The organism is Ruegeria sp. CG4, from assembly GCF_056537185.1.
On record NZ_JBQFRB010000001.1, the window covers coordinates 841,456 to 866,858 of the forward strand.

At 59.9% G+C, this 25,403-nt stretch carries 30 protein-coding genes; 5 read left to right on the plus strand and 25 right to left on the minus strand.

The features are described 5' to 3' along the window. Positions 1 to 61: 61 nt before the first annotated feature. Entirely contained in the window at positions 62 to 400 is a 339-nt protein-coding gene (locus tag ACR0J2_RS04160; RefSeq protein ID WP_170619146.1) for a TraR/DksA C4-type zinc finger protein, read from the plus strand. Here the strand turns inward: ACR0J2_RS04160 and ACR0J2_RS04165 are convergent. The 16 genes from ACR0J2_RS04165 to ACR0J2_RS04240 form a co-directional block, all read right to left on the minus strand. After that, complete coding sequence (locus ACR0J2_RS04165; protein ID WP_480811744.1) at positions 381 to 677, minus strand: DUF7742 family protein; 297 nt, start codon at positions 675 to 677, stop codon at positions 381 to 383. The genes ACR0J2_RS04160 and ACR0J2_RS04165 overlap by 20 nt on opposite strands. Positions 678 to 685: 8 nt before the next feature. Next, entirely contained in the window at positions 686 to 4,651 is a 3,966-nt protein-coding gene (locus ACR0J2_RS04170; protein ID WP_480811745.1) for a baseplate multidomain protein megatron, read from the minus strand. After that, a complete protein-coding gene (locus ACR0J2_RS04175; protein ID WP_170805493.1) occupies positions 4,652 to 5,095 on the minus strand; it encodes an NlpC/P60 family protein in 444 nt (147 codons plus the stop codon). It lies immediately after the preceding gene. Further along, on the minus strand, positions 5,095 to 5,982 hold the full coding sequence (locus ACR0J2_RS04180; protein WP_480811746.1) for a DUF2163 domain-containing protein: 888 nt from the start codon (positions 5,980 to 5,982) through the stop codon (positions 5,095 to 5,097). The genes ACR0J2_RS04175 and ACR0J2_RS04180 overlap by 1 nt, the downstream gene beginning before the upstream one ends. Further along, complete coding sequence (locus tag ACR0J2_RS04185; RefSeq protein ID WP_480811747.1) at positions 5,982 to 6,614, minus strand: phage distal tail protein, Rcc01695 family; 633 nt, start codon at positions 6,612 to 6,614, stop codon at positions 5,982 to 5,984. Before ACR0J2_RS04185 ends, ACR0J2_RS04180 begins: the two co-directional genes overlap by 1 nt. A gap of 15 nt (positions 6,615 to 6,629) precedes the next feature. Further along, on the minus strand, positions 6,630 to 7,292 hold the full coding sequence (locus ACR0J2_RS04190) for a phage tail tape measure protein (RefSeq protein WP_480811748.1): 663 nt from the start codon (positions 7,290 to 7,292) through the stop codon (positions 6,630 to 6,632). Beyond that, positions 7,279 to 7,488, minus strand: coding sequence for a rcc01693 family protein (locus tag ACR0J2_RS04195; RefSeq protein ID WP_480811749.1), 210 nt, complete (start codon positions 7,486 to 7,488; stop codon positions 7,279 to 7,281). Before ACR0J2_RS04195 ends, ACR0J2_RS04190 begins: the two co-directional genes overlap by 14 nt. Beyond that, the gene (locus ACR0J2_RS04200; protein WP_480811750.1) at positions 7,485 to 7,805 is read right to left on the minus strand and encodes a gene transfer agent family protein; all 321 of its coding nucleotides are present in this window, start codon (positions 7,803 to 7,805) and stop codon (positions 7,485 to 7,487) included. Before ACR0J2_RS04200 ends, ACR0J2_RS04195 begins: the two co-directional genes overlap by 4 nt. Further along, positions 7,805 to 8,218 carry a phage major tail protein, TP901-1 family gene (locus tag ACR0J2_RS04205; protein WP_170805487.1) on the minus strand — a complete coding sequence of 138 codons (414 nt, stop codon included), beginning with the start codon at positions 8,216 to 8,218 and terminating at the stop codon, positions 7,805 to 7,807. Before ACR0J2_RS04205 ends, ACR0J2_RS04200 begins: the two co-directional genes overlap by 1 nt. A gap of 20 nt (positions 8,219 to 8,238) precedes the next feature. Further along, positions 8,239 to 8,652, minus strand: coding sequence for a DUF3168 domain-containing protein (locus ACR0J2_RS04210; RefSeq protein WP_480811751.1), 414 nt, complete (start codon positions 8,650 to 8,652; stop codon positions 8,239 to 8,241). Beyond that, positions 8,649 to 8,987, minus strand: coding sequence for a phage head closure protein (locus ACR0J2_RS04215; protein WP_480811752.1), 339 nt, complete (start codon positions 8,985 to 8,987; stop codon positions 8,649 to 8,651). Before ACR0J2_RS04215 ends, ACR0J2_RS04210 begins: the two co-directional genes overlap by 4 nt. Then, complete coding sequence (locus ACR0J2_RS04220; protein ID WP_170805484.1) at positions 8,984 to 9,583, minus strand: head-tail connector protein; 600 nt, start codon at positions 9,581 to 9,583, stop codon at positions 8,984 to 8,986. Before ACR0J2_RS04220 ends, ACR0J2_RS04215 begins: the two co-directional genes overlap by 4 nt. A 170-nt stretch (positions 9,584 to 9,753) precedes the next feature. Further along, entirely contained in the window at positions 9,754 to 10,932 is a 1,179-nt protein-coding gene (locus ACR0J2_RS04225) for a phage major capsid protein (protein ID WP_480811753.1), read from the minus strand. A gap of 35 nt (positions 10,933 to 10,967) precedes the next feature. After that, complete coding sequence (locus tag ACR0J2_RS04230) at positions 10,968 to 11,513, minus strand: HK97 family phage prohead protease (RefSeq protein WP_480811754.1); 546 nt, start codon at positions 11,511 to 11,513, stop codon at positions 10,968 to 10,970. 26 nt (positions 11,514 to 11,539) lie between these two features. After that, on the minus strand, positions 11,540 to 11,758 hold the full coding sequence (locus ACR0J2_RS04235; protein WP_170824607.1) for a GTA head formation protein, RCAP_rcc01685 family: 219 nt from the start codon (positions 11,756 to 11,758) through the stop codon (positions 11,540 to 11,542). Then, positions 11,751 to 12,923, minus strand: a complete 1,173-nt coding sequence (locus tag ACR0J2_RS04240) for a phage portal protein (protein WP_480811755.1) — start codon at positions 12,921 to 12,923, stop codon at positions 11,751 to 11,753. Before ACR0J2_RS04240 ends, ACR0J2_RS04235 begins: the two co-directional genes overlap by 8 nt. 258 nt (positions 12,924 to 13,181) lie before the next feature. Between ACR0J2_RS04240 and ACR0J2_RS04245 the strand changes: the two genes are divergently transcribed. Next, positions 13,182 to 13,754, plus strand: a complete 573-nt coding sequence (locus tag ACR0J2_RS04245; RefSeq protein ID WP_480811756.1) for a dihydrofolate reductase family protein — start codon at positions 13,182 to 13,184, stop codon at positions 13,752 to 13,754. Positions 13,755 to 13,831: 77 nt separating this feature from the next. Here the strand turns inward: ACR0J2_RS04245 and ACR0J2_RS04250 are convergent, their stop codons facing one another. Next, positions 13,832 to 15,118, minus strand: a complete 1,287-nt coding sequence (locus ACR0J2_RS04250; protein ID WP_480812028.1) for a DNA-packaging protein — start codon at positions 15,116 to 15,118, stop codon at positions 13,832 to 13,834. A 562-nt stretch (positions 15,119 to 15,680) separates the two neighbouring features. Next, the gene (locus tag ACR0J2_RS04255) at positions 15,681 to 16,139 is read right to left on the minus strand and encodes an Lrp/AsnC family transcriptional regulator (protein WP_480812029.1); all 459 of its coding nucleotides are present in this window, start codon (positions 16,137 to 16,139) and stop codon (positions 15,681 to 15,683) included. Positions 16,140 to 16,254: 115 nt separating this feature from the next. On the opposite strand from ACR0J2_RS04255, the gene phhA reads away from it, so the two are divergent. The 3 genes from phhA to ACR0J2_RS04270 all read left to right on the plus strand — a co-directional run bounded on the left by phhA (position 16,255) and on the right by ACR0J2_RS04270 (position 18,961). Next, positions 16,255 to 17,055: a phenylalanine 4-monooxygenase gene (phhA, locus tag ACR0J2_RS04260; protein WP_480811757.1), complete on the plus strand. Its 801-nt coding sequence runs from the start codon at positions 16,255 to 16,257 to the stop codon at positions 17,053 to 17,055. A 6-nt stretch (positions 17,056 to 17,061) separates the two neighbouring features. Beyond that, positions 17,062 to 17,400 carry a 4a-hydroxytetrahydrobiopterin dehydratase gene (locus ACR0J2_RS04265; protein ID WP_170610266.1) on the plus strand — a complete coding sequence of 113 codons (339 nt, stop codon included), beginning with the start codon at positions 17,062 to 17,064 and terminating at the stop codon, positions 17,398 to 17,400. Between the two features lie 298 nt (positions 17,401 to 17,698). Then, on the plus strand, positions 17,699 to 18,961 hold the full coding sequence (locus ACR0J2_RS04270; RefSeq protein ID WP_170816672.1) for a DEAD/DEAH box helicase: 1,263 nt from the start codon (positions 17,699 to 17,701) through the stop codon (positions 18,959 to 18,961). A 62-nt stretch (positions 18,962 to 19,023) separates the two neighbouring features. Here the strand turns inward: ACR0J2_RS04270 and mltG are convergent, their stop codons facing one another. The 7 genes from mltG to fabD all read right to left on the minus strand — a co-directional run bounded on the left by mltG (position 19,024) and on the right by fabD (position 25,359). After that, the gene (gene mltG, locus ACR0J2_RS04275; RefSeq protein ID WP_480811758.1) at positions 19,024 to 20,178 is read right to left on the minus strand and encodes an endolytic transglycosylase MltG; all 1,155 of its coding nucleotides are present in this window, start codon (positions 20,176 to 20,178) and stop codon (positions 19,024 to 19,026) included. Next, entirely contained in the window at positions 20,179 to 21,444 is a 1,266-nt protein-coding gene (fabF, locus tag ACR0J2_RS04280) for a beta-ketoacyl-ACP synthase II (protein ID WP_170676428.1), read from the minus strand. A 208-nt stretch (positions 21,445 to 21,652) separates the two neighbouring features. Next, positions 21,653 to 22,396: a 1-(5-phosphoribosyl)-5-[(5-phosphoribosylamino)methylideneamino] imidazole-4-carboxamide isomerase gene (locus tag ACR0J2_RS04285; protein ID WP_170610259.1), complete on the minus strand. Its 744-nt coding sequence runs from the start codon at positions 22,394 to 22,396 to the stop codon at positions 21,653 to 21,655. A 122-nt stretch (positions 22,397 to 22,518) separates the two neighbouring features. Continuing rightward, positions 22,519 to 23,058 carry a GNAT family N-acetyltransferase gene (locus tag ACR0J2_RS04290; RefSeq protein ID WP_170610257.1) on the minus strand — a complete coding sequence of 180 codons (540 nt, stop codon included), beginning with the start codon at positions 23,056 to 23,058 and terminating at the stop codon, positions 22,519 to 22,521. Between the two features lie 138 nt (positions 23,059 to 23,196). Then, positions 23,197 to 23,430, minus strand: a complete 234-nt coding sequence (locus tag ACR0J2_RS04295; protein WP_008756330.1) for an acyl carrier protein — start codon at positions 23,428 to 23,430, stop codon at positions 23,197 to 23,199. Positions 23,431 to 23,640: 210 nt separating this feature from the next. Then, positions 23,641 to 24,378, minus strand: coding sequence for a 3-oxoacyl-[acyl-carrier-protein] reductase (gene fabG, locus ACR0J2_RS04300; protein WP_170610255.1), 738 nt, complete (start codon positions 24,376 to 24,378; stop codon positions 23,641 to 23,643). A 42-nt stretch (positions 24,379 to 24,420) separates the two neighbouring features. Next, positions 24,421 to 25,359: an ACP S-malonyltransferase gene (gene fabD / locus ACR0J2_RS04305; protein WP_480812030.1), complete on the minus strand. Its 939-nt coding sequence runs from the start codon at positions 25,357 to 25,359 to the stop codon at positions 24,421 to 24,423. Between the last annotated feature and the right edge of the window lie 44 nt (positions 25,360 to 25,403).

Here is a 25,403-nt window from a genome sequence, read left to right on the forward strand (position 1 = left end):
TAGAATGCCATTTAGTTGTAAAAACACCAAACGCAAACCCTTGATCCGCAGTACAACGAAAATGAATGAGTCCGAACTGGCCGATTTCGAAACACAGATTCGCGACCGATTGCGCGAACTGGCCGCGCAATCAGAGGCGGGCAAAGACGCCCAGGCGATTGTTCAGTTGGATCAACAGGCCGTGGGGCGCCTCAGCCGAATGGATGCGCTGCAAAATCAGGCCATGGCCAAGGCCCAGCAAGCAAACCGGGATCTTGAGGCCCGCCGATTGCAAGCCGCCCTGACACGGATCGGCGATGGTGAGTTCGGGTATTGCGAGGATTGCGGCGATGAAATCCCGCGCGGGCGGCTGGACCTTGATCCGGCGGCTGGAAAATGTGTCAGCTGTGCGTCCGGCTAACCAGAAAACGGATCAGTTGGCTCAGAACCATCTCAAAGCACTGGCAGTATTGAATATCTCCAAAGTCCGGTTCATCCGCCAGCCGACGGCTGCGCGCAGCGGCCATCAACGATCCGTTGCCGAACATCGGATGCAGATCGCCGGTTCGCCTGACATGTTGATCGGCCAGCTCAGCCTCGGCGATCATCAGGGCGCACAGTTTCTGACGCTCCCACTGCGGCGCGGCCAACAAGGCCCGCGCCGCAGCACTGACATCCCCGTGAAGAACAGGACGCACGGATTTGCCTATCCGACCAGAAGCCTGGCAAACAAGCCCGCGCCGAAAACGGCCGAGACTTGCGCCACCTCGACACTATATGGGCCGCTGACGCCGTCGGTTGATTTCATTACCGCGGAATAGTGCCACTGCGGAGTGTCGGTCAGGTCTTCCCGCAAGACCGCAGCGCCGGACCGAACCCGAACCAGATAAGATTCGCTTTCCTCACCCAGCGGCACATCCAGCCCTGACCAGTCATCGCCATCAATACGTGTGCGCCGCACCCACGAGATCAAGTCACCGCCTTCGGATTGGGCTGCTTTGAGATGCGCAGGTGCATATGGCCGCAAACCGTTTCCGTCGAAAGCCTGAATCTGATGCACAAAAGACGCGTCGTCATGCCCCCGTGTTGCGGGCCCGATGCGATAATGTCTGGCGACCCGGCGCTCTGATCGTGACAGGCTGGTCTGGTAAATATGATCGTTCAGCATCACGAACAAAGATCCCTCCGGCCAGGCGTCCGGCATTAGGGCGTCGGTTCCCACCTGCCCACGCAACCGTCCAGAAAGCGCATATGTGTCGACCTCCTGCATATCTGCCGTCGCGAACTGAAAAACCTCCCAGTTCCCCGGTGTGCCGTCACCAATTGCCGCCAAATTCGCACCATTGAGCAATGCCTGACGCGGCCGCGATTCCAACACCCCGTCGATCAACTTGACCCGCAGTGGCGCACCCTCGTCCCACATACCCGGGGTGGCCCGCATCAAGGGGCTTTCGGTCACTCCGATAATCGCCTGCCCCGGGATCAGACCGCTCAAAGCGTAACCTTCATCATCCGACGCCGAATAGACTGCTACATTTCCCGGCCACGGTTTCGCGGAAACGGCCAGATATGGGGCGTGTGGCACCTCGGATCCTGTAAGCAATGGCAGATCCATGAACACCGGCAGAACCGGTACCGGAGCGACATGGGGTTTTTCAGTTACCTTATCATCAGGCAAATCAGACGGCGTGTAGACGCCCGGTTCGACCCGTACCGCAACCACAATCTGAAGCTCCGCCTGTTCCAGCCGGTCGATCCGGTACAGCGCGCCCTGTCCGTTCGAGGGCAACCGGACGACATCGCCCGCCCCCAGATGCATCATCGAAGGCGGTAGCGCAAAGCGGGCTGTCTCACGCGACACGCGCGCTTCGCTCAGCCATCGTTCGGCGGTCTGGCGTCCCTCGGCCCGCGTCATTGACAGGGGCATCTCGTTGACCGAAACGGAATGGGTGCTGTCATCGGGCAGGATCGCCTCCTCGGCGACAACATCGTGATCGGCATCGGACTGCACAAATCGCAGTCGAACACGGCCGGTCATTTCAGCCTCGGCTTCGCGGCGATGCTCAATGTCTCCGGTAACCTCTTCACTCTGCGCCAATTGATCAGATGACAGATCAACAGGCCGCCGGCCGTCCCGCATCCGGAATACAAGCAAGCCGTCACGCTCGATTGCATCAAAACCGTAGCGCAACATCAGGGGCTGCAGTGCGGAACGCGCATCGGAAACATCTTCGACCGCGTAACCGCGCACGACGCCATATAGCTCGGACACATCGATCTCGCGAACACCGGCTCCATAACAGATTTCTGTCACGACGGATGCAAGTGTCCGCGAGCCGGACCGACCATTCACCCAATGACCCCGGGGATAGTTCTCACCGTCGCTCCATTGGCTGCGCAGGTTCGGAAAGGTCGGAAACGGGCGGGCATCCCAGGCCCAGATGTAGGTATTCCAAAGGTCAACCATGCGCCCGCCGTAGACATCCGAAACCGGGTTCACATCGGGATCGGACCAATAGCTCAGTACCGCCTTTAGATACTGAACCTGCATAAAGTCGTCTCTCAGGCCATTGGAATACTTCGGGAATTTTGACTCCGAAGATTTGGGGTCCAGGAATTTGTTGGGCTGATTTGTACCCTTGTCGATGGCGGCGCAGCCGAGCTCAGTAAACCAGATCGGTTTGGACCCGGGCACCCAATCCGTCGGGTTCGGCTGCCGCACCCCACCAATCCGTTCATGATGATGACGCACCCACCAGTTGCGCAAGTCCTTGTAACGCCAGATCCAGGGTTCGTTGTGATCGCTGTCCTCAATCGGGGTCCTGATCTGAGCTTCAGCTTCTTCGGGCGAGGCGTAATACCAGTCATAGCCCTCGCCGCCTTCGACGTTGCCGCGCAGGTACTTCAGATCATAGATCGCTTTGGCCCCGTCACTGGCGTCCAGATGGTTTTCGCCGTCGCGCCAATCGGACAGCGGCATGTAGTTGTCGATCCCTACAAAATCGATGTTTACATCAGCCCACAACGGATCGAGGTGAAAATACCGGTCTCCGCTTCCATCGGCAGGTTGATAGCCAAAATACTCGGACCAGTCTGCGGCATAGCCGATTTTGGTGCCCGCGCCCAGAATCTGACGAACTTCAGCGGCAAGGGCGCGAAGGCGAGCCACAGCCGGAAACCCGTTCTGACCCCGGATCTGAGTCAGGCCGCGCATTTCGGAACTGATGCAAAAGGACTCGACCCCGCCGGCGGCCTTGCATAGTGCGGCATAATGCAGAATGAAACGGCAGAGACCCCAGTCCTGCGGTCCACTGTAAGAAACCGTCCCGTTACCAATCGCGAAGTCGCCGGCCTTTGCCTGCCCAAAGAAGTTCGCGACCTGCGCATCCGCCCACGCCGTCCCGTCCGCAGACCCGGACCGTCCCGGCGCTTCGTTCAACGTGATACGCCCGCGCCAGGGCAAATGGGGCTGATGCGGCGCATCCGACCACGGGTCCGGAAGACCATTGCCCTGTAACTGATCCATCAGAATAAACGGATAGAACATCACCCGTTTACCAGAGTTCCTAAGGTGTTGGATTGCTTGCACCACCGAAGCATCCGCTGGTGTGGCCCCATAGACCGGTCGACCATTCTGATACTTCACGCTCTGCGCCGCCGCCCGGTTCAGGCCTGCAACCTGCCACGGCATATTCTCGCCTTCGATTTCCTTGTGCAGCACTTTCGGTGTGATCTGGCATTGCCCGCATCGAATATCATTCCCGAACCAGGACACGATCAACGATGCCGCGCTGCACCCCGGTACTTCGTGGGCCAGGGCCCGGGTGGACGTGATCAGGTCCGGCAGGCCTGATTTTGAGTTGACGTTGGCGGCCCAGCTTTGCCCGATCCAACGTGAATAGTTGACCTGAGTACTTGCCAGCGAGTATTCACCCGTCCCCGGCATCAGCGCCACGCCACGAATGTTCCGCGACAGATCATCGTGATAGCCGGGCATCCCAGGCTGCTCGAGCCGAACAACTTCGAAAGAGAATTGCGGCACCCGATTGCCGAACTGTGCCAATTGCAGGTCCTCAATCACCACATAAGCCGTGCCCCGATAGGCCGGCACATTTCCTGCACCTTCAACGGCTTCGATCAGGGGGTCCGGCAGTTGATACGAAGTGCCGCGATACACCCGCATGTTCAGACCTGATCGTTCCAGTTCCTCGCCATCGGCCCAAATTCGCGGGACATCCGAGATTTCGCCTGCGCCCAAAGCGATGGCCAGCGAAACGGAGTAGCTGTAGCTGTGGGTCGTTGTCGTCACTTCCGGTGGTTTCGGAGACCCTTTGCCACCACCGCCGGAAGATTGCGTTGTTGTGCTGGTGCTTTGTGTTTCCAGAAAGTCCGAGGCCCAGATCAACTGACCCCCAATACGCATCCTGCCAAAGACCGTGGCGACCGGCGCGCCTTCACCGGTTTCAGTCAGACGAAACCGGTCCAGCCGTCCGGTCTCGACCACCTCGCTGCCCCCGCCCATAACCGATTGGCTCATCAGACGCTGGTCGATGACACGGCCAAGGGTCGCCCCAACAGCACGGCCGATAATTGCTGTGGACAGCCCTGCGACGGTTCCGCCGATGGACCCACCAATTGCCGCGCCAGCTGCCGAAAGTAGGATTGTTGCCATTTACAGGTCCTCCATCGGAAAAGCGAAACAGGCGACAACCCGACGGCGCCAGGGCTCGCTCAGAGTGTTTTCAACAACGCCATGCCCGGTATAGGCATGAACAAAGCGCGGCACGTCCCCGGTTTCGCAGACAATTCCCAGATGTTTGGCCACACCAGTGTCCCGCATCCGAAACAACAGAACGTCGCCCGCATCCAATTCGGCCGGCGTTTTTTCAATCAGATGTCGGCTTGCGGCAGCCCACATGCGTTCTTCGCCCTGCGGTTCGGACCAGTCCATGCTATAGACCGGCACTGCTTCGGGCTCGGCCCCAAGAACCGCGCGCCAGACACCTCTGAGCAGGCCGAGACAATCCGCCCCGGCCCCTTTGACCGACGCCTGATGAACATAAGGCGTCCCCAGCCAACTGCGCGCTTCGTCTACGATTTCCGTTCTGCTGGTCATCACCGCCTGCTCCCCCCTGCATTGGGGTTATTCTTCCTGGGCACGGCCATGACCCAATCTTCGCCGGGAAGGTCAGGGAACCCCTGAAAGTTAAGCATGTTATTGAATTTCAATCGGCAGGTTCCCATGCTCTTGTCGCAACCCACCGTCAGCTTGACCCTGTCCCCGACAGCCAATCCTCCGCCGATGCTGGTCCACAGTTGGACGGAACGTCCATCTGTTATCTGTTTGTCCTGCTTGATGGATCCCCAAAGCCCTTCGGCCTTGCCGGACATGACGTCCAGCCTGCCACGCTCGAACCAGCCACCGCCGTACTGTTCTGCCCCTTTCAGCAACAACGCAGCACCACCTTTGGCACTTACGACTTCAGCTTCGGCCCAGTAGCCCGGCGCGTTCACATTGAACCGGCAGGATTTGTCACCCAGAACGGCCGTGCATGGTTTTTGGTAGATCCGCCCCAAAGGCCGGTTCAGCAAATCGGTAAGGCCACGCAACTCCGCATGAAAAGCTCCACCGCCCCTCCGCAATTCGCCAAACGAGCCGCGAAACTGCAACTTTCGCTGTTGGGGATTTGCCCAGTTCACCAACCAGGCCCAGACCGCCGCTCCATCAAAACGGCCGGCCTCGATATCCTCCTCTCGGATCGCCGCGTCCGAAAGCGCGCCCATCGCCTCGGTATTGTCAATCGACAACCCGGTGGCCTGTTCGATCGCCGCTGCGGTCAGTCCGCTGCTTGCCTTGAAGGCCAAGCCGCCGAACTGCAACTCTCTGTCATGGTCGGTAAAGCCGTAAGTTTGCCCGTCCTTGCGCGACACGGCCCAACAACGACAAACGGTAGTCAGTCCACTTTTGAGATGCTCGTGCAGTCCCTGTTCGTCCCAGCTCATCAAACGCGTACCTCAACAACCGGCACGTTCGGCACATCGCCTGCCTGAAAGCTGGCAACGCTGGTCTGGATCTTTTCGGTATCAAATCTGACCGGCACATCGAACTCAAAACCGGCGGTGATCTCGACCTGCTCGGCCGGCGGATCTGCAAACGTAATCAGTCCCGTGCTCAGGTCGACCTCAAAATCCACACCTTCGCGGACCTGATCCTGTTCAACCGCAACCTGAATGGTTCCCAATACAGGTTTGACGATCGGCCGGACATAGCTAAAGCCACCTGAATTGTAAGTCTTGATCAACTGAAACCCGGTCTGTGTTCCGTTGCCGCGCGCAATCACCTGGTCAGCCATCGCGGTTTCCGCCGTTGCCGCACCGGACTTGAAGTCCGACCAGTCCTTCCAGCGAAACCCGTACATCTGTCCCTGGCGCGCCTCAAAAAACGAGATCAGCGTCTCGATATCGTCCAGAGACCTCATACCCAGGCCGGCATCATACCGGCGGCGCGAATGCGCCCACGGAGTGTTGCGTTCCTCGAACCCGTTGGCCAGCGTCACGACATCCGTGCGCCGCTCGGGCCCCCCGACCGAGCCGAAACTCAGGCTGGCCGGAAATCGCACTTCGTGAAAATTCATGTCCTGCTCCCTGTTTTACCTGTTGCGATTGCCGCGACCCAGCGCGCGGCTCATCTGGGCCGCGATCTGGCTTTGCGAGCGGCGAAAGCCCTGAACATCTGGCGTGGATATGTTCATCACCACATTTACGGCCCGCCCCCCGCCCGAAGTGCGAACACCCAACTTTCCGTCAGGGCCGCGCGCCAAAGGCATGATCGCCTCGGGTCCTGCTTCGCCCATCAGGCCGGTTCCGCCACGCATCGGAAACGTCGTCGGTCCGCTGACGACTCCACCATTGGCAAATGGCATCACACGGCCCTGAGAAAAACTGCCCCCGTCCGCAAAAGGCATCAGCCCCTGAACCAGGCCCCCAATTCCGTTCGCCAGCATGCCGCCGAAATGGTCTGTCACCGGCTTGATTGCTGCCGCATACGCAGTCTGGACCATCGAATTCTTCAGTACGTCCAGCGCATCCGACAGGTTCATCCCGTCCAGCACCACACCGTCGAATGCCTTGCGCAAACCACTGGACATGCCGCGCTCCAGCGTGGCAACGTCCTTGCCGGTTTCTTCGAAGGCAGCGCTGATCCGCTTCATCTGGCCGTCAAAGGCCGCTGCCATGCTGGCCGCATCGCCCAGCGCGTCGCCCAGCGCCTCACCACGTTCCTGCAGGTCGTCCAACCCATCACGATCCGTCATCATGCTCTCCTTTCCTCTTGTCCGGATAAGCCGCCAGCAGCGCGTCCAACCCGGCCCGGTTCATCGCGGGCATGCCCCCACCCTGCCCCAGCATCAGCCGCAGTTCCGCCGGGGTCAGGCGCCAGAATTGCTCGGGAGTCAGGCGCAGCCCGACAAGGCCCGCGCGCATCAGGTCCGGCCAATCGAACCCGTTCATGCCTGTTCCGGCACCATGAACGCCTGCGCCAACAGTTCGGCGGCAGCTTTTGCCCCGGCCATGGGGCCACCCTCGATCTCGGCATGCATCAAATCGTTGCGGGTGACATCGGCGCCACCGCCCCGCAACCCCGCCACGATCAGGGCCAGAACATCACCACTGGAATAGGCCCCACCTTCAAATCGCTGCACCAGCTCGACCAGGGACCCGGTCTTCAGTTCCTGTTCCAGTTCCGCCAAAGCACCCAATGTCAGTTTGAGCACCCGCTGCTCTCTATCGATGGTCAACGCCACCTCACCGGTCCACGGATTGGCCATCAGAGCGCCGTAAAGTTCATCGCACCGGCGCTGGCCAGGCTCATTTCATAAGTTGCCTCGCCATTGTGCGAGCCGGCATACTCGATGCCAGTGACCTGAAAGGGTCCTTCTACAATGCCAAAGTCCGGTATGATCACCTGAAACCTCGGAGTCTCGCCGTCAAAAAACAGCTGGCGTGCACGTTCGTCCGTTCCAGTGTCCTTGAACACCCCCGAGCCCGAGATCGAGGCCGATTTGACCCCAGCGCCCGACAGCAACTCTCGCCAGCCCCCCTGGCTTTCAAGGCTGGTGACGTCGACGCTTTCTGCGTTAAAGCTGATCCGCGTGGCGCGCAGCCCCGCAATGGTCTCGAACAGACCTGTACCGTTCATGTCCACTTTGACCAGCAGGTCTTTTCCGTTCTGGGCAGCCATATGCTCACTCCGTTGATTGCTTAGTCGTCTTCCACGCGGGCGCGGAATCTCAGGTCGATCTGGCGGATCGTTCCACCGGTTCCCGTGCGCCGGGCCGAGGCGCGCTCGAACCACAGCCCCACCAGGTGGCCGCGATCCAAACTCATTGCCGCGCCCTCCAGCGCGTCGCACACCGCACCGGCCAGCGTTTTGGCCGCGCCAAAGCCCGCCACTTCGGACACTACCGAAACCGTGAAGCGATGCACTGCGCCCGCACCAGACCGGTCCGAGGCTTCGCGCACCTCCTCGGGTCCCAGCGTCACATAGGTCTGCGGCATTGTCCCCGCAGGCACTGCGTCATAGATCGCATCTGCAGACAGCGTGCTGACCTGTGCATCCGCCGAGAGTTGTTGAAACACTGCCGCCTGTAACGCAGCTGAAACGCCATAGCTCATGCCGCCACCTCTTCGTCTGCAAAACAGGTCAGGTATTGGCCACGCGAGTCACGCTCAGCTACCGCGCGAATGACAAAACGGCGCTGACCTTCCCTAAACCGCTGGTCCGGCGCGGGCCGCATCGAAGATCCTTCGGGCGCGCCGCGCACCACAATCCGGTATCCGACACGCGAAACGGAAACGCCCGCAATCTGCCGCTCGGCTCCGCTGCGTGCCGTTACCTCGGCCCAGAGGGTGCCCAGTGCGGCCCATGTTTCGGTATAGCCGCCAGCCCCATCGGCGCTGCGCAGCGGCGCTTCCAGCACCAGCTTGCGGTTCAGGCGCGGCACGTTCATTGCATCACCCCCGTGCCGAAGCGCACCGTTCGATAGCGTTGGATCAGGCTGGTCACGCCAAAGGGCATGCAGCCAGCGCTCAGCGCCGTCGCGTCGCGGTATTCATAATAGTGGGCCGCCAGCAACAACAATGCCTGCCCCAGATCCGCGGGCAATCCGCCCCAATCTATTGCCATGCCGGCTGTGAAGGCGATCTTTGCCGATCCCCCAGTCCGAACCATCGGCAAAGCCATGCCCGCTGGTCGCAGCCGTGGGCGCTGGCTGTCGCTCTCCAACCGATAGGCCGCTGCATCCAACACCGTCTCGGCACCTGCCGCATCTGTCAGCGTCACAGCGCCGATCGATCCAACTGGGGCCACCGGTAGAACCTCGCCCGCTGGGTCACGCCAGCCTTTCAGGCTCCACGAGAAATCCCGTTCGATCAAAACCTTGCCGGTGCGTGCCTCGATCGCCGCGATTGCCGCGCGTAGAAATCCCTTCAGCACCTCGTCCTGCACATCACCCTCGGCAAAGCCCGTGCCCAGCCGCAAATGCGCCTTGAACTGATCCACCGGCAGCGCCGCATCCGCGATGGCGGTTTCTTCGATCAACATCATCCATTCACTCCGCAATCTCGGACCCCACCGGGGCCGACTTCAGGAAATTGACGGGCACGCGCCGCCCCACGTTGCTCGGACGGAGGGGAGCAGCTAGACAACGCGGGGGATCTCACCCCGGCCCGCGCCCGCCGCCCGAGGGGCGCTAGGCCCCCCGGATTCAGCCCGCTTTAGGCGGTGCCGAATTTCACCAGCTTGATTGCAGCAAAATCGCTCACATCGCCGCCAACGCGCTTGGTCGCGTAGAACAGGACATGCGGCTTGGCACTGAATGGATCCCGCAGCACACGCAGATCGGGGCGTTCGGCAATGGTGTAACCGGCCTGAAAGTCACCGAAGGCAATCGAGAAACTGTCACTCGCCGCATCAGGCATGTCTTCGGCAATCAACACCGGATAGCCCATCAGACGTGCGGGTTCACCAGCAGCCAGACCGTCCGACCACAGGAATCGGCCATCGCTGTCCTTGAGCTTGCGGATCAGACCGGCAGTTTTCGAGTTCATCACAAAGGTGCCGTTGACCCGGTACTGCGCGCCCAGGGCGTAGACCACATCGACAATTGAATCTGCCTCGACACCGCTATCAATACCGGTCGGCACGTAGCCCAGATTGCCCCAGGTCCAGACGTCATTGTCGACCTTGGCATGATCCAGAACACCCTTGGGCTTGTCCGCGCCATCGCCCGAGATGAACGCTGCCGCCTCGGCCCGTGCGAACTTGTCGGCAATGCGACCGGCCAGCCAGCCTTCCACATCAAACGCGCTGTCATCAAGCAGTCGTTGCGAGGCTTTGGGCAACGCGCTCAGTTCATGCAGGGCGATGGAAATCCGGTCAATTGACGGGGTCGACGTTTCACTCGCTGCCGAAGTCTCATCCGCCCAGCCCGCACCCACATCGGTGTGGTCGATCAGCACATCGAACGAGTTCGCCTCGACATTCACCACCGAGGCAATCGACCGGATCGAGGCGGTGGATTTCAGCACCGACTTGATGATCTCGGCGGTCTGAGGGTCGACCAGATAACCGCCATCACTGTTAACCGCACTGGACAGCGATTTGGCCTCCATCTCCAGCCCGCGAAGGCCACCGTCATCGCCCGAACGGACATAGGCATCAAACGCCTTCTGGTGCGGTGCACCGTCCTCAATGGACGCCGCAAGATGCGGGCGTGCCGCGATGGTTGATTTACGATCCAGCATGGTAAGTCGCTCTTCTGTCTGTTGCAGCTTTGTTTTAACTTCAGCTCTCAGGCCCTTGAATTCACTTACGAAGCCAGCCATCGCCTGCTTCACCTCCTGAACCAGGGGCGCACCCTCTCCGGTCAAGGCCGGGGTCTCGGTCTTGCTCATCAGCACATCCATTTCTTGAGTGGGTTTGAGGCGCGCTAGGGTCGCGCCAGCTCCTGCCGGGCATCGTTAAACGCCTCGGCAATACTGCGCAGGGCATCCTCGGCATCTCGGGTCTCTCCCTTTGCCGCCACCCGCGCACTGGGCAGCATCGGAAAGGTCACCAGCGACACCTCCCACAGCTCCAGTTCGGTCAGGACCCGCTGGCCCTTTTCATTCTTCACAGCCCGCTTGGTTCGATAACCAATCGACAGTCCGTCCATGGCTCCAGCCCGGATCAACTCTGCCGCCTCACGGCCCTTTTGCGTGGCCTCTAGCAAGCGCCCCTTGACCCACAGGCCCCGATCATCCTCGTGCACTTCGTCCCAGACGCCGATGGGCTGCGCCGGATCATGCTGCCATAGCATCTTAACCCGCTGCCCAGCAGCCTTCAGCCCGTCAAGCGAGCCCCGATACGCCCCGCGCTGCACCACATCGCTGCCCTGATCGACCTGCCCGAATAGGCTGGCATAGCCCGCGATGACCGCATCTTCGTTCACCGACAAGCCGTCTCCGAACCTGGCGATTTTGCGTTCTAAATCCATCAACTTCTCCACGCAACTCACTGAATTTATGGCGTGACAGCAAGAAGTGACTGAAAGGCCTGCGCGAGAATCACCGCCGCCACCCCGTAAACCGTCAGCCACAATCGACGCTCCAGCCGTTCCATCATCTCTTCAATCTGATCCAGCCGCCTGCACAGATGCGCATGCTGGATTTCGGCCACCCTCTCATGTGCGGCCAGACGCAGGCCAGGCGCGCAATCGAACGGTGGATACCCCTCAGTCATCCGCATCCTCCGTCAGCACCGGAAGACCCAGCAAAGACCGCTTTTCCCGGTCCGTCAGGAACTCCGCCTGGCTGACACGCGCCCACTGCGCATCACGCTCGGCGGCCAATGCAGGCACCTGATCCAGATCGGGTTTCAACATCAGATCCTCATCGGCAAAGCCCGAGAGCCACTCCGACACCGCCGCCGCCACCCGCGTCACCAGGGGCAGAACGGTCAGGCGATAAAACGCCCGGTTGGCCTCCTGATAGTTCGAGTAGGTCGCGTCGCCTTGTATCCCCAGCAGCATCGGCGGGACCCCAAAGGCCAGCGCGATCTCGCGGGCGGCGGCTTCCTTGGTCTTTTGAAACTCCATATCGGACGGAGAGAAACCCATCGGTTTCCAATCCAGCCCCCCTTCCAGAACCATCGGTCGGCCAGCATTGCGCGCCCCGCGATAGTTCTGCTCTATTTCGTCGCTCAGGCGGCGGAACTGATCTTCGGCCATCACGCCGTGGCCGTCTCCGCCCTTCCAGACCAGCGCCCCCGAAGGCCGCGCCGCGTTATCCAGCAGCGATTTCGACCAGCGCGACGCACTGTTATGCACATCAATCGCCATTGCCGCGGCCTGCATCGGCGAGAACCCATAATGATCATCCTGCGGGTGGAACGACTTGATATGACATATATTTTCCGCCGCGAACCGGTGCTTCTTGCCGCCAACGGCGTAGTCGTAAGCCTTAGGCCACCCATCTGCCCCCGGCACCACGCTCATGCGGTCCGAGCGCAACACATGCAGCTCAACAGGCAGGCCTTCCTCGGCCTGAACCGCCTCGACATAGGCATTGCCCGACAGCAGCAACTGCCCGAACAAGGCCTCCATCAACTCCGCCCGCCCCTGCGCCGCATTTGGACGACGCATCAGCGACAGGATCGGATGAGTATCAAACCGCTGCGCCTGATCCTGCAGCACCAACGGCAATGCCGCGGCCGCCTCGGCAATCAACTTGACCGAGCGAAACCCCACCGGGTTCCCCGAGAACCCCGTCCGTGTCAGCGACACCGCATCCCGAGGGCTCCACGCCACGCGCCCGCCTGTCTGCCACGCCACCACAGGCCCCGCTGCGCTCGCCTTCGCCTCGGGTGCCTCGCCAGCCGATCCACGACGCAAGAAATCGAATACCATCTGTGCTCCTTTCTGCCGCCGCTCTGCCCGGCTTGTTGAAAGGAGTTATGACGGAAAGAAGTTTAAGCCTCGGGAACGAAGCGTACGCGGGTTTGGCAACGCTCACCTCAACCGCCTGCTTCACGCCAGCTTTGCATTGAGTTCAAATTGCCTCGTTGCGGACGAAGCTGCCGAGATATCTGTTGGAACGAATGTCTGCTATCAAGTTAGATAACAACCAGCATCCTTTGAGTTGACTAGAAAACCAAGGAGGTCATCATGAAGTGCAGCGCTTATATCGCAACAAGCGCGGACGGGTTTATTGCCCGGGCCGATGGCAGTGTTGACTGGCTCGAAACCGCCGGAGACCCGGAGGCCGGCATGGCCGAGGGCTACATCGACTTTGCGACCTACATTGCGACCATCGATTGCATGATCATGGGTCGCAAGTGCATGGAAATGATCAGCAGCTTTGATCTGCCACCCGATCAGTGGCCCTACGGAACAACAAAGATTGTTGTGCTAAGCAAAACGGTTCAAACGCCGCCAGACAATCTGAAAAACAAAATCGAATTGTATTCAGGCGACCTGACCGCACTCTTGGACAGGCTTGAGGCTGAAGGCTATCAGAGTGCGTATGTCGACGGCGGCAAGACTATTCAGAATTTTATCAACCTCGGTCGACTTGACGAGATCACCATAACCCAAATGCCGATTCTGATCGGTGATGGAACGCCACTATTTGGAAGAACTCTCCGAGACGTCACTCTTACTGATGCTCAGGCGGTCGCCTGCCCGAGCGGTTATATCCAGTTCCGCTATCGTGTCGAAAAAGGCGTCCCCGAAAGCTGACTTTTTCGTCTTGCGCAGCATCAATAAAACAGGATGCTTGCAGTCGTTCGGCATCTAGGTTTGGAGGGAACAACCTCTCACAACGCCCTTACCCGCGGCCGCCGATACACCCCCGCAGGCCCCACAATCAACTCATGCAACGCCCAGACCAGCGCGTCGACCCGATCCGGCGACCCCTGCCCCTCGAACCCGCGCGCGGTCATCTGGCACATCTGCTCCTCCAGCGCGTCCAGCCCGGACACATGGCTCACCCGTCCCTGCTCGTACAAAGCCGCCACAGGTTCGGCCCGCGCGACCTTGCCGCGCGACGCCCGCACTGCGCGGAACGGGACCAGAGGGTCCACCTGCCGCACGACCTCTTCCACCAACTGCCCGCCCTGATTGACCTCGGCCACCAGCCGTTCGGCCCCGAACTCATCCATGGCGTCAATCGCCGCCCGCGCCCAGCCCGCCGGGCCAACGCCCTGCACCGTCCGGTCGGCCAGCACATAGGCGCGCCAGTCCTCGGGCGGCCCCTGTAGCTGCGCGCCAACCACCACGATCCCGCAAGCATCCGCATCCGCCCCCGCCGTCACCGCCGGGTCCAGCGCCACAACGATGCGATCCAACGCGGGCACGCGGCCCACCCGTGCCGCCTCCAGCATCGAGCCCGTCCACAGCGCGCCTTCAGCATCCGACAGCAGAACCCCGTCCAACTCCTGCCGCCCCAGCCGTGTGCCCGCATAGCGCGCACGCACCTCGGCCAAAAACGAGTCCGCCAGATTGGCCCGGTTCGCCTCGGTCGGCGCGTGGGTCTGCACGGTGGGCGGAGACGCCAGCAAGTCCTTCAAAACCTTCACATTGCGCGGCGTGGTGGTCACGCAGACCCGAGGCCGATCCCCCAACCGCAGCGCAAATTGCAACATATCCCAGGTCTCCCCGGCCTTTTTCCACTTGGCCAACTCATCCACCCAGGCCGCATCGAACTGCGGTCCACGCAGCCCCTCCGGATCATGCGCCGAAAAAGCCTGCGCCTCGGCCCCATTGGGCCAGATCAGTTTCCGTTCCGATGCCTTCCAAACAGGTCGACGATCCGGCGGCGAACACTGCAATATCCCGCTATCGCCAAAGATCATCACATCACGCACCTGATCAAACGTCTCTCCCACAAGCGCAACCCTGCTGGCCTCACCACGGTCCAACGGCTTCGATCCCTCGACCATCGAACGCACCCATTCGGCCCCAGCCCGCGTCTTGCCTGCACCGCGCCCGCCCATGATCACCCAGGACCGCCAGTCGCCTTCGGGCGGCAGTTGGTGCGGCAACGCCCAGAACTCGAACAGGAAAGGGAGGGCGCACAGCCCCCCCTCCCCGATCTCACTCAGAAATCGGTCCCGAACCGCAGCAGGCGCGGAGGCGAGCCAGCCTGCACCCGACTTCAAATCGAGCGCGTTCAAGGTCGAGCGCGTACCCCCCTTGGGCAATTCCGGCTTGTCTGTGATGTTGTTCGACAAAGCTTGTCTCCACTTTCTGACAACTTCGGATCAGCCCCTCTAACTGCCCAAGTTGCTTGCCTGCCGCGGCAAGGTCTGCATCCTCCCCGGTTCCGATTTGCCTGCGCAGTTCTTCCGCTGCTTGGCGCAAACCGCGAATAGATGTCTCAAGCGACTGTAAAAGTTCCGCCGTCTGGGACATCCGCTCTTCCGGGGTAATCAAAGTCATGTTTGCCTGTGACCTCATGCGAGAGTTTTTCCGCACGAGAGAAACGAAAAACGGCCACCGGGTTGCCCCGGGGCCGTTGCTCACTTCTTCTAGCATGACACAACCTATACACGAGAAAGGCCGCACCGTCAAGGCCTCGCGCAACGTCGGCGCAACAGGCATCGTGACAAAATTATGAATGATTTCTTTCGCCTACCGGGCAACCTTCAAGCCTTTGTCGAACAATCAACGCAAAGGCAAAGGCGCCCGTGTTTTGTTTTGACGCAGCACGAAATTGCTCCGGGTATCCCGAACCAGCCCGGACTTCAGAAGACGCTGCATGATAAAGCCCTCAAGGTCCTCCGGTGTTCGTGCATACACTTTCAGAATAAAATCATGGTCCCCGGTGATGGACGCGCATTCCACTATCTGCGGTTCAGTCTCCACCAAACGCAGGAATGACTTGATGCTGTCCTCGTGATGATCTCGCAGCGCAACATGGACATAAGCGATCGCGTTCAACCCGATCTCCTTGGCCCTGAGCTGCGCCCCATAGCGGGCAATAACGCCCGACGCTTCCAGATCACGCACCCGCCGCCAGCATTGCGAGGCCGACAACCCGGTTCGCTCTGCCAGATCCTGCATCGACAACCGGCCGTTCAGCTGCAATTCCCGCAAAACCGCAATATCCGCATCATGAAGCATATGTTTCACAATTTCCTTTCTGGGCGTCCATACATTTCAAAATAGCAATCCAATCGCCTCTTTCCAGACATTTATTTCAACCTGAAGGGCTACAATTGTTTCAGGAGGATACATCATGCCCAAATCAACCAGCTACGTCGCGAAAGTACCCGACAGCCGCGGCCACATAGTCTACACGGATGAAGAGAACGCGGTTTGGGCCGATCTCTATGCCGCTCAAGCGCGAAATGTTCAGCGCTACATGGCGCGCGAATACCTGGACGGGCTGGCACGCCTCGATCTTCCCAAAACGACCGTACCGTCTTGCGCGGACATCTCCGAGCGTCTGCTGGATCTGACCGGCTGGCGGGTACAGCCGGTTCCGGCCCTCATCGGGTTCAAGACGTTCTTCGGCATGCTCGCGGATCGAACTTTCCCTGCGGCATCCTTCATTCGCTCACGTGAAGATTTTGACTATATTGAAGAGCCCGACATTTTTCATGAAATCTTCGGCCATACTCCGTTGCTGAGTGATCCGCGTTTTGCGGCGTTCAGCCATGCCATCGGTAAAGCCGGGCAACAGGCGGGACCGAACGACTACGCCTGGCTGATCCGGCTATACTGGTTCACAATCGAATTTGGGCTGCGTCGACAGGAAGGTGGTATCAAGGCCCTGGGATCAGGACTGGCTTCCTCCCCCACCGAACTTGTATACGCCGTGAACAGCGACATACCAGATCGGGACCCGTTTGATGTCCTGACGATCCTGCGCACTCCTTATCGGATCGATATGCACCAGATGGGGTATTTTGTGCTAAACGATCCAGAGGACCTGTTCGAAGCGGCCGAGCGCAACCTTCTGGCCGACGTCCACCGCGCCCAGTCTCTGGGTCTGCTGCCGAACAAGTTCCCTGAAAAAACAACCGCTGCCGAGTGATCCACCATGACACAGAAACTAGCAGATCAAACATGCGTCCCTTGTTCCGGCGGCATCCCGCCGCTGACCGCGCAAGACGCCAAGTCACATCTCAAGGCCCTCAGCCCGGACTGGCAGCTTGATTCCGAAACCAAAACACTGACGCGACGCTTTAAGTTCAAGGGATTTGCCAAGGCGACCTATCTGGCCAATCTTTGCGCATGGCTCGCCGATCAGCAGGGGCATCACCCCGATATCAGTTTCGGCTATGGTTACGTAGTGGTCCGGCTCACCACGCATGAGATCGGCGGCCTCAGTGACAATGATTTCATCTGGGCAGCAAAATTGGACGCGCTGACGGCGTAACACGATAAACACCCATACAAGCGTTTGCATTCAGCAGCGCTTGACAATTGCGCTCGTAACCCTCATGTGCCGCTCAACACAGCGCTGACGCGTGAGCATCGGCAGGCTCGTAGCCTGCCCAAAGCGCTCCTACCCTCCAGTTCCCCTTCACGCAGGGTTCTTGATGCGATGGCCGGATGGCGCAGGACCCGCCTGCCCGTCCTGAGGTCTCGCTAAACCCTGCCGGTCGCGCAAGTTGCGTGGCCAGAATCTCATGTTCGCGGCCAACCCGGCTTTGCGGACCAAAAAGGAATACGATTTGTTCGACTTCGACATGCTGGGTCTTGCACCCGCTCTGAATGACGCCCTGAAAAACGCGCAACTTACCCAACCCACCCCCATCCAGAACCAGGCCATTCCGCTTGCGCTTCAGGGACACGATATTTTGGGCCTGGCCCAGACCGGCACAGGTAAAACGCTGGCCTTCGGCCTGCCGCTGATTGACCACCTTCTGGCCCAGCCAGGCAAACCGGCCCCCAAAACGGCAAAGGCACTGATCCTGGCCCCTACCCGCGAACTGGTCAATCAGATCGCCGAAAGCCTGCGTAATCTGACCAGAAAAACCAAACTGCGCGTAGCGACCGTTGTTGGTGGCCAGTCCATCAACAAGCAGATCTCGTTCCTGTCGCGCGGCACCGACATACTCGTGGCAACGCCCGGACGCCTGATCGACCTGATGGATCGCGGCGCCGTCGATCTGGGCGCCGTCCGGCATCTTGTGCTGGACGAAGCCGATCAGATGCTGGACATGGGCTTCATCCACGCCCTGCGCCGCATTGCGCCGCATCTGGGCAGCCCGCGCCAGACCATGCTGTTCTCGGCCACGATGCCCAAGCAGATGGAGGAACTCAGCCGCGCCTATCTGACCAACCCGCAAAGGGTGCAGGTTTCGCCACCGGGTAAAGCTGCGGACAAGATCACTCAATCCATCCACTTCGTCGACAAGCCCGGAAAGCCCGGCAAACTGCGTGAAATTCTGTCCACCGACCCCGAGGCGCTGACACTTGTGTTTTCCCGAACCAAACATGGCGCAGAAAAGCTGATGAAGGGGCTGGTCACAGACGGATTCAACGCGGCATCGATCCATGGCAACAAAAGCCAGGGACAACGCGACCGCGCCATCAAGGCGTTTCGCACGGGCGAGATCAAGATTCTTGTGGCGACAGACGTGGCCGCACGCGGGATCGACATCCCCGGCGTTGCCTATGTGATCAACTATGACCTGCCCGAGGTGCCCGACAATTATGTCCACCGCATTGGGCGGACGGCCCGTGCCGGGCGCGAAGGTGAAGCCATTGCGTTTTGCGCACCGGAAGAAGTCGATCTGCTGCGGCAAATTCAAAAGCTGATGAAGATTGAAATTCCCGTCGCCAGCGGCGCGTTGCCTGAAGCCGCCGAGCCTCAGAAACCTGCGCGCCGTCAGGGCAATCGTCGCAGAGGTTCCAAACCGCATGCGGGTTCCGGAAACTCGAATTCCGCCCCTTCCAAACGGCGCAGACAGCGCCGACGCCCGGCGGCCTGATCGCACAACAACAATGGCCGGCGGCGATGCGTCCCCGGCCACTTATTCATGTCTCTTGCGGATTAGTTGCCCGAGTTACGCTCGGCTTCGATCTCACGCCATTTGGCGACGTTGCGGTTATGCTCCTGCAAGGTTTCCGCAAATGCATGGCCGCCGGTACCGTCAGCAACAAAGAAGACATAGTCGGTTTCTTCGGGCGCAACTGCGGCCTCCAGACTTGCCAGTCCCGGATTGGCAATCGGTGTCGGCGGAAGCCCATCGATCAGGTAAGTATTCCAAGGGGTTGCGCGCCGCAGCTCACTCCTCCGCAATCCGCGTCCAAGGACACCCTGACCCTTGGTGATACCGTAGATTACGGTCGGGTCTGTCTGCAGCTTCATACCCTGCTTCAAGCGGTTCACGAATACGCTGGCTACCTGTCCGCGCTCTTCCGGCACGCCGGTTTCCTTTTCGATGATGGACGCAAGGATCAGCATTTCTTCCGGGCTTTCCAGTGGCAACCCGTCCTGACGGCTTTCCCAGACTGCATTGATCCGAAGCTGCTGCTTTTCCTGCATTTTCTGTAAGACAGCATTCCTGTCGTCGCCTGGCTTGATGTCATAGCTGTCAGGTGCCAACTCACCCTCGGCCGGAATTTGGGTTACGTCACCACTCAGCGCATCAAATGACTTCAGCGCGTCAACAACCTGCCACGCGGTCACGCCCTCGGCCACTGACACCCGATAGCGCGTGTCAGCCTCGCCACGTTTTTCTGCGTATTCCGCCGGAGTTTCCTCATCTGATCCAAATGAGGCAACCTCGACAAAGTCCAAAGTCGCAGGGTCCAGTTCGCGTACACGGGTCTGCGTGCGGGTTACACCGATACGGTACTCGATCTCGGAACCACAGGTGCTTACACCACTGCTGGTGATCTCGTCGATGATCTGCTGCATCGAGGCGCCTTCGCGCACCAGAAAGCTGCCCGCCTTCAATTTCTGCGCCTGATCCGTGTAGTCGGCGCCCATGCGAAAGATCATGGCATTGCTGATCGCACCCTGATCCTCCAGATCGCGACTAACACGTGTCATGTTCGAACCGCTTTCCACCCGCAGGCAGATCGCGGATTGCAGCGGACCTTCAGCCTTGTATTGCGATTGCCCCCAAAGGATCAGACCGCCCATCAGAAACAGGCCGACCACCAGCAGGGTCAGCGCGTTGGACGCTAGGGCCCGCCACATTTAACTGACCTTTCCGAAGATCACGCTTGCGTTTGTGCCGCCAAAGCCGAACGAATTGGAGAGTGCCACGTTGATCTCACGTTCTCGCTTGGCGTTCGGTGCCAGATCGATGGGTGTTTCAACCGCCGGATTGTCCAGGTTGATTGTCGGTGGGGCAACCTGATCCCGGATTGCCAGTATCGAGAAAATCGCCTCAATCGCGCCTGCCGCACCCAAAAGGTGGCCTGTGGCCGACTTGGTCGAAGTCATGGTTGCCTTGCTTGCATGATCGCCCAGCAAACGTTCCACCGCACCCAACTCGATCGTATCCGCCATGGTCGAGGTACCATGCGCATTGATATAGTCCAGATCCTTCGGCTCCAGCCCGGCGCTGCGCAGCGCGGCTTTCATCGAACGTTCCGCGCCATCACCGTCCTCGGATGGCGCGGTGATGTGATAAGCGTCACCCGACATGCCATAACCCAGAACCTCGGCGTAAATTTTCGCACCGCGCGCCTTTGCGTGTTCGTATTCTTCAAGAACCACGATACCCGCACCTTCACCCATGACGAACCCGTCGCGGTCGATGTCATAAGGGCGGCTGGCCCTCTTCGGATCATCGGCATATTTGGTCGACAGTGCCTTACACGCGTTGAAACCGGCAATACCGATCTCACAGATGCAGCCTTCACCGCCACCGGCCACCATCACGTCAGCGTCGCCGGCGCGGATGATGCGGCTGGCGTCGCCGATCGCATGCGCCCCGGTGGAACAGGCGGTCACGACCGAATGGTTCGGTCCCTTGAAGCCATGACGGATCGACACCTGACCCGACGCCAGGTTGATCAGCGCGCCAGGAATAAAGAAAGGCGAAACCCGCCGCGGGCCCTTGTCGCGGATCAGATTGGCAGTTTCCGCGATGGACCCCAGCCCACCGATGCCCGAGCCGATCAGAACACCAGTCCGCAGGCGGCTTTCCTCATCTTCAGGCAACCAGCCGGAATCCTGACAGGCCATGTCTGCAGCAGCAATCGAATACAGAATGAAATCTTCGATCTTGCGCTGTTCTTTCGGCGGCAGCCAGTCGTCAGGGTTGAAAGTCCCGTTCGTGCCGTCTCCACGCGGCACTTCGCAGGCATATGTCGTGGTGACACCACTTGCCTCAGCATCGAAATGGGTGATCGGGCCCGCGCCGGATTCCCCATCCAGCAGCCGCGACCAGGTTTCCTCGACCCCACTGGCCAAAGGAGTGACCAATCCCAGACCGGTTACAACGACTCTGCGCATGAAATGCCTCTTGCCTGCTTCCTGTATGAGAACCGTCCATACCCCGCCCCGGGGGGCGGGGGCAAGAGCAAGGGCGCATTCCTTGTTAGCGTCATTTCGCCAATGCCGGTCATATATTGTGGTTCAGCAGGAATGCACCACCGCTCTGCAAAAAAAACCGCCCCTTCCCTGAAACGGAAAAGGGCGGGCTAGATATACCGGGCCGGTCCTATTGGAACTGCGCCACCGGTTCATGGGCAGCGGCCGCAACCTTAAGCGCTTCGGACAGGCTCAGTGTCTTGCGGAACAGCGCACGGCCCACAATCGCGCCCGAGATGTTAGAGATGTAGGCCAGCCGCGAAATATCGTCTGCCGTGCGAACGACGCCGCTGGCGATGACCGGGGTCCGCGAGTGCTTGGCCAGCCCCGAAATCAATCCCAGCTGCGCTTCGACGTCATCCATGTCGCTGTCGATATCAGTGACCAGAATAGCAGCAAATGGCGTGTCGGCAAAAGCATCGATGAACGCTTCTGGCGTAAAGGCACTTTGGCTGCGCCAGCCCTCGGTCATAACCTGACCTTGCCAGACATCCACGGCCAGAACGATCTGGTCGGGGTGCAGTTTGGCAAGTTCCTTGACCACGTGGGGATCACGCGCGGCCAGGGTTCCGATCACAACCCGGCCGGCACCTTTGTCGATCCAGTGCTCGACGTGCTCGCGGCTTCGCATACCGCCGGCAAGCTGTACCGGCATTTCCGCGCTTCGAATTATTTCTTCGATCAGTTCGGCGTTGGTATTGCGCCCTTCGATTGCGTCGAAGTCCGTCAGTTGCATCCATTCCGCCCCGGCTGCAGACCAGCTGCGCGCGGTTGCAACCGGATCGACATGCCAGACCATGGCTTCATCGAGACGGCCTTTGTCCAGCGAGACACACCGTCCGTTCTGCAATTCCATCGTGGGATAAATCCTCATGAGCATGCTCCTTCGCCCAATCGCTGTAAAATCCAGCATAGCATAGACAGCGCCGAAACGGTTGTTTCAAACAGTTTCGGCAAACCACGCTCTGTTTGCGGCATTGCTACAATTACTGTGTTTCAGACGCGTGCTGGCGGACCATTTCGCCGTAACAGATGGACAGGCGTATCCATGTATTCGCATTCACGCATCAGAACGTAGCCCAGCTTCTGCGCCAGACTTTGCGACGCTTCATTTGTGGCATCCACCATGGCGACCAACGGCCCGGGAATGACCCTGTCGAACCAGTCGTGCGCCGCCTGTGCGGCCTCGTATCCCAGTCCTTTTCCCTGCGCTTCGGGGGCCAGGACCCAGCCTGCCTCGGGGAAACGGCCAAAATCCTCACCCAGACCCCGATCACCATAGAAAAATCCTGCCTGACCGATCATCTGCCGATTCGATTGCTGGATCACCGCCCATTGTCCGAATCCGGCCATCTGCCAGTGTCCGGCATTGCGCAGGAACGCATCCCACGCCTCGCCCCGTGATTTCGGTTTACCGCCGATATGGCGCACAACACACGGATTTCGCCAGATTTCCGCAAAGCGGTTGAAATCTTCTGGTCGCATCGCACACAGCGTCAGTCGCGCCGTGTTTATCATCGGGGTGGATCTTATCATGCCCTGCCCGCCTGGAATTTTGCCTCAGTGGAAACAGTGCGAAGCAATAAGACGCCGTGCAAGCGGGAAATCGGTCCGGGCACAAAAAAACGGCGCCTCCGTTGCCCGGAAGCGCCGCTCTATCTCGACACGAAACGCTTAGGACGCTTCGCTGATGAATTTGACGGCGTCGCCAAAGGTCTGGATGGTTTCGGCTGCGTCATCGGGAATTTCGATGCCGAACTCTTCTTCGAAGGCCATAACCAGCTCAACAGTGTCCAGGCTGTCCGCGCCCAGATCGTCGATGAAGGACGCGTTTTCCGCGACTTTGTCTTCTTCGACACCCAGGTGCTCAACAACGATCTTTTTAACGCGATCTGCGACGTCGCTCATGTCTTTTCCTCATTCCGTTTCAGGGCGCATTGCCCGGTTCTGCCCTTGCCCGCTCAGGCTGGCTTTGGTTTGCCCGTTCCGGGCGGTTTGAGACCCGGCTGACCGGGCATGGCGAAGGCCAACCTGAATGACCGGCCCCCACATATCTGCGCCGCCTATAGCACAGACAACGCACAAGGCAAACGGTTTCGCGCCTGCCCTGCGTCGCGCTTACAACATGGCCATACCGCCATTCACATGCAAGGTGGTTCCGGTAACATATCCCGCTTCGGGGCTAGCCAGATACAGAACTGCGGCGGCAATCTCCGAAGGGTCACCCATACGGCCCGCCGGAACCTGCCCCAGAATTCCGCTCTTCTGATCATCCGTCAGTTTGTCGGTCATCGCGGTGGTTATAAAGCCCGGAGCCACGGCGTTCGCGGTGATTCCGCGGCTTGCCACTTCGTAGGCCAGCGACTTGGTCACGCCCACCATTCCGGCTTTGGACGCCGCATAGTTCGCCTGCCCCGGATTACCGGTTGCGCCCACCACCGACGAGATATTGATGATACGACCCCAGCGGGCCTTCATCATGCCGCGCAGAACGCCTTTGCACAGTTTGGCGGTCGCGGTCAGGTTCACGTCAATCACGCTCTGCCATTCTTCATCCGACATGCGCATAAAGATGTTGTCGCGCGTGATGCCCGCATTGTTCACCAGAATATCAACGGATCCCATCGCTTCGGCCGCCTGCTTCGGCAGCGCTGCAACCGCTTCGGCGTCGCTCAGGTTGCAGGGCAAAACGTGGGCCCGTTCGCCCAGTTCGTCCGCAAGCGCCTGCAATGGCTCGACCCGTGTGCCGGAAAGCCCAACCGACGCGCCCGCCGCATGCAGGGTACGCGCAATTTCGCCCCCGATACCGCCCGAAGCTCCGGTGATCAGCGCATTCTTACCTGTCAAATCAAACATTCGGTTTCCCTCTTGGTTCGTCTGTGTCGACGCGTATGGAGATTACGATTCGGCCTGCACCGCATTCTGCACGTCTTCGGGTGTACCGACAGCCTTGCCGCCAATAGCCCGGTCGATCTTTCGGATCATGCCCGACAGCGCCTTTCCCGCGCCAATTTCCCATGTCTCGTTCACACCCTGCGCCGCCATATAAAGGACGCTTTCGCGCCACCGGACCGAACCCGTCACCTGTTCGACCAGCAACTGCCGGATCAGATCCGGGTCTGTCACGGCCTCGGCACGCACATTCGCCACCAACGGAACAGCAGGCGCTTTGATTTCAACGGCAGCCAGGGCCTCGGCCATCACATCGGCGGCAGGCTGCATCAAAGCACAATGGAATGGCGCGCTGACCGGCAGCATGACCGCCCGCTTGGCACCTTTTTCCTTTGCAATGACTGCGGCACGTTCCACAGCCGCCTTGGAGCCCGATACCACAACCTGTGTCGGATCATTGTCGTTCGCCGCCTGACAGACCTCGCCCTGCGCGGCTTCTTCCGCAACCGCGCGAACGGCCTTCAGATCCAGCCCCAGCACAGCGGCCATCGCGCCTTCACCTACCGGCACGGCGCTCTGCATAGCCTGACCGCGTGTGCGCAGCAGGCGGGCAGTATCGGCGACCGACAAAGCCCCTGCAGCAGCAAGCGCCGAATATTCACCCAGCGAATGCCCCGCGACATAGGACGCATTGCTAATCGCAACCCCTTCGGCCTCAAGCGCGCGCATCGCCGCCATCGAGGTCGCCATCAGCGCCGGTTGCGCGTTCTGCGTCAGCGTCAGTGTTTCGATCTCGCCATCCCAGATCAGGCTGCTCAGCTTTTCCCCCAGTGCCTCGTCCACTTCGTCAAATACCGCCTGCGCGGCGGGATAGGCTTCGGCCAGTGCTTTGCCCATACCGATGGTCTGGGCGCCCTGCCCCGGGAAAACGAACGCGAGTGTCATTGCAACCTCATGGATGACGTTAGGTTGCGGCGGGGTGTAAACCG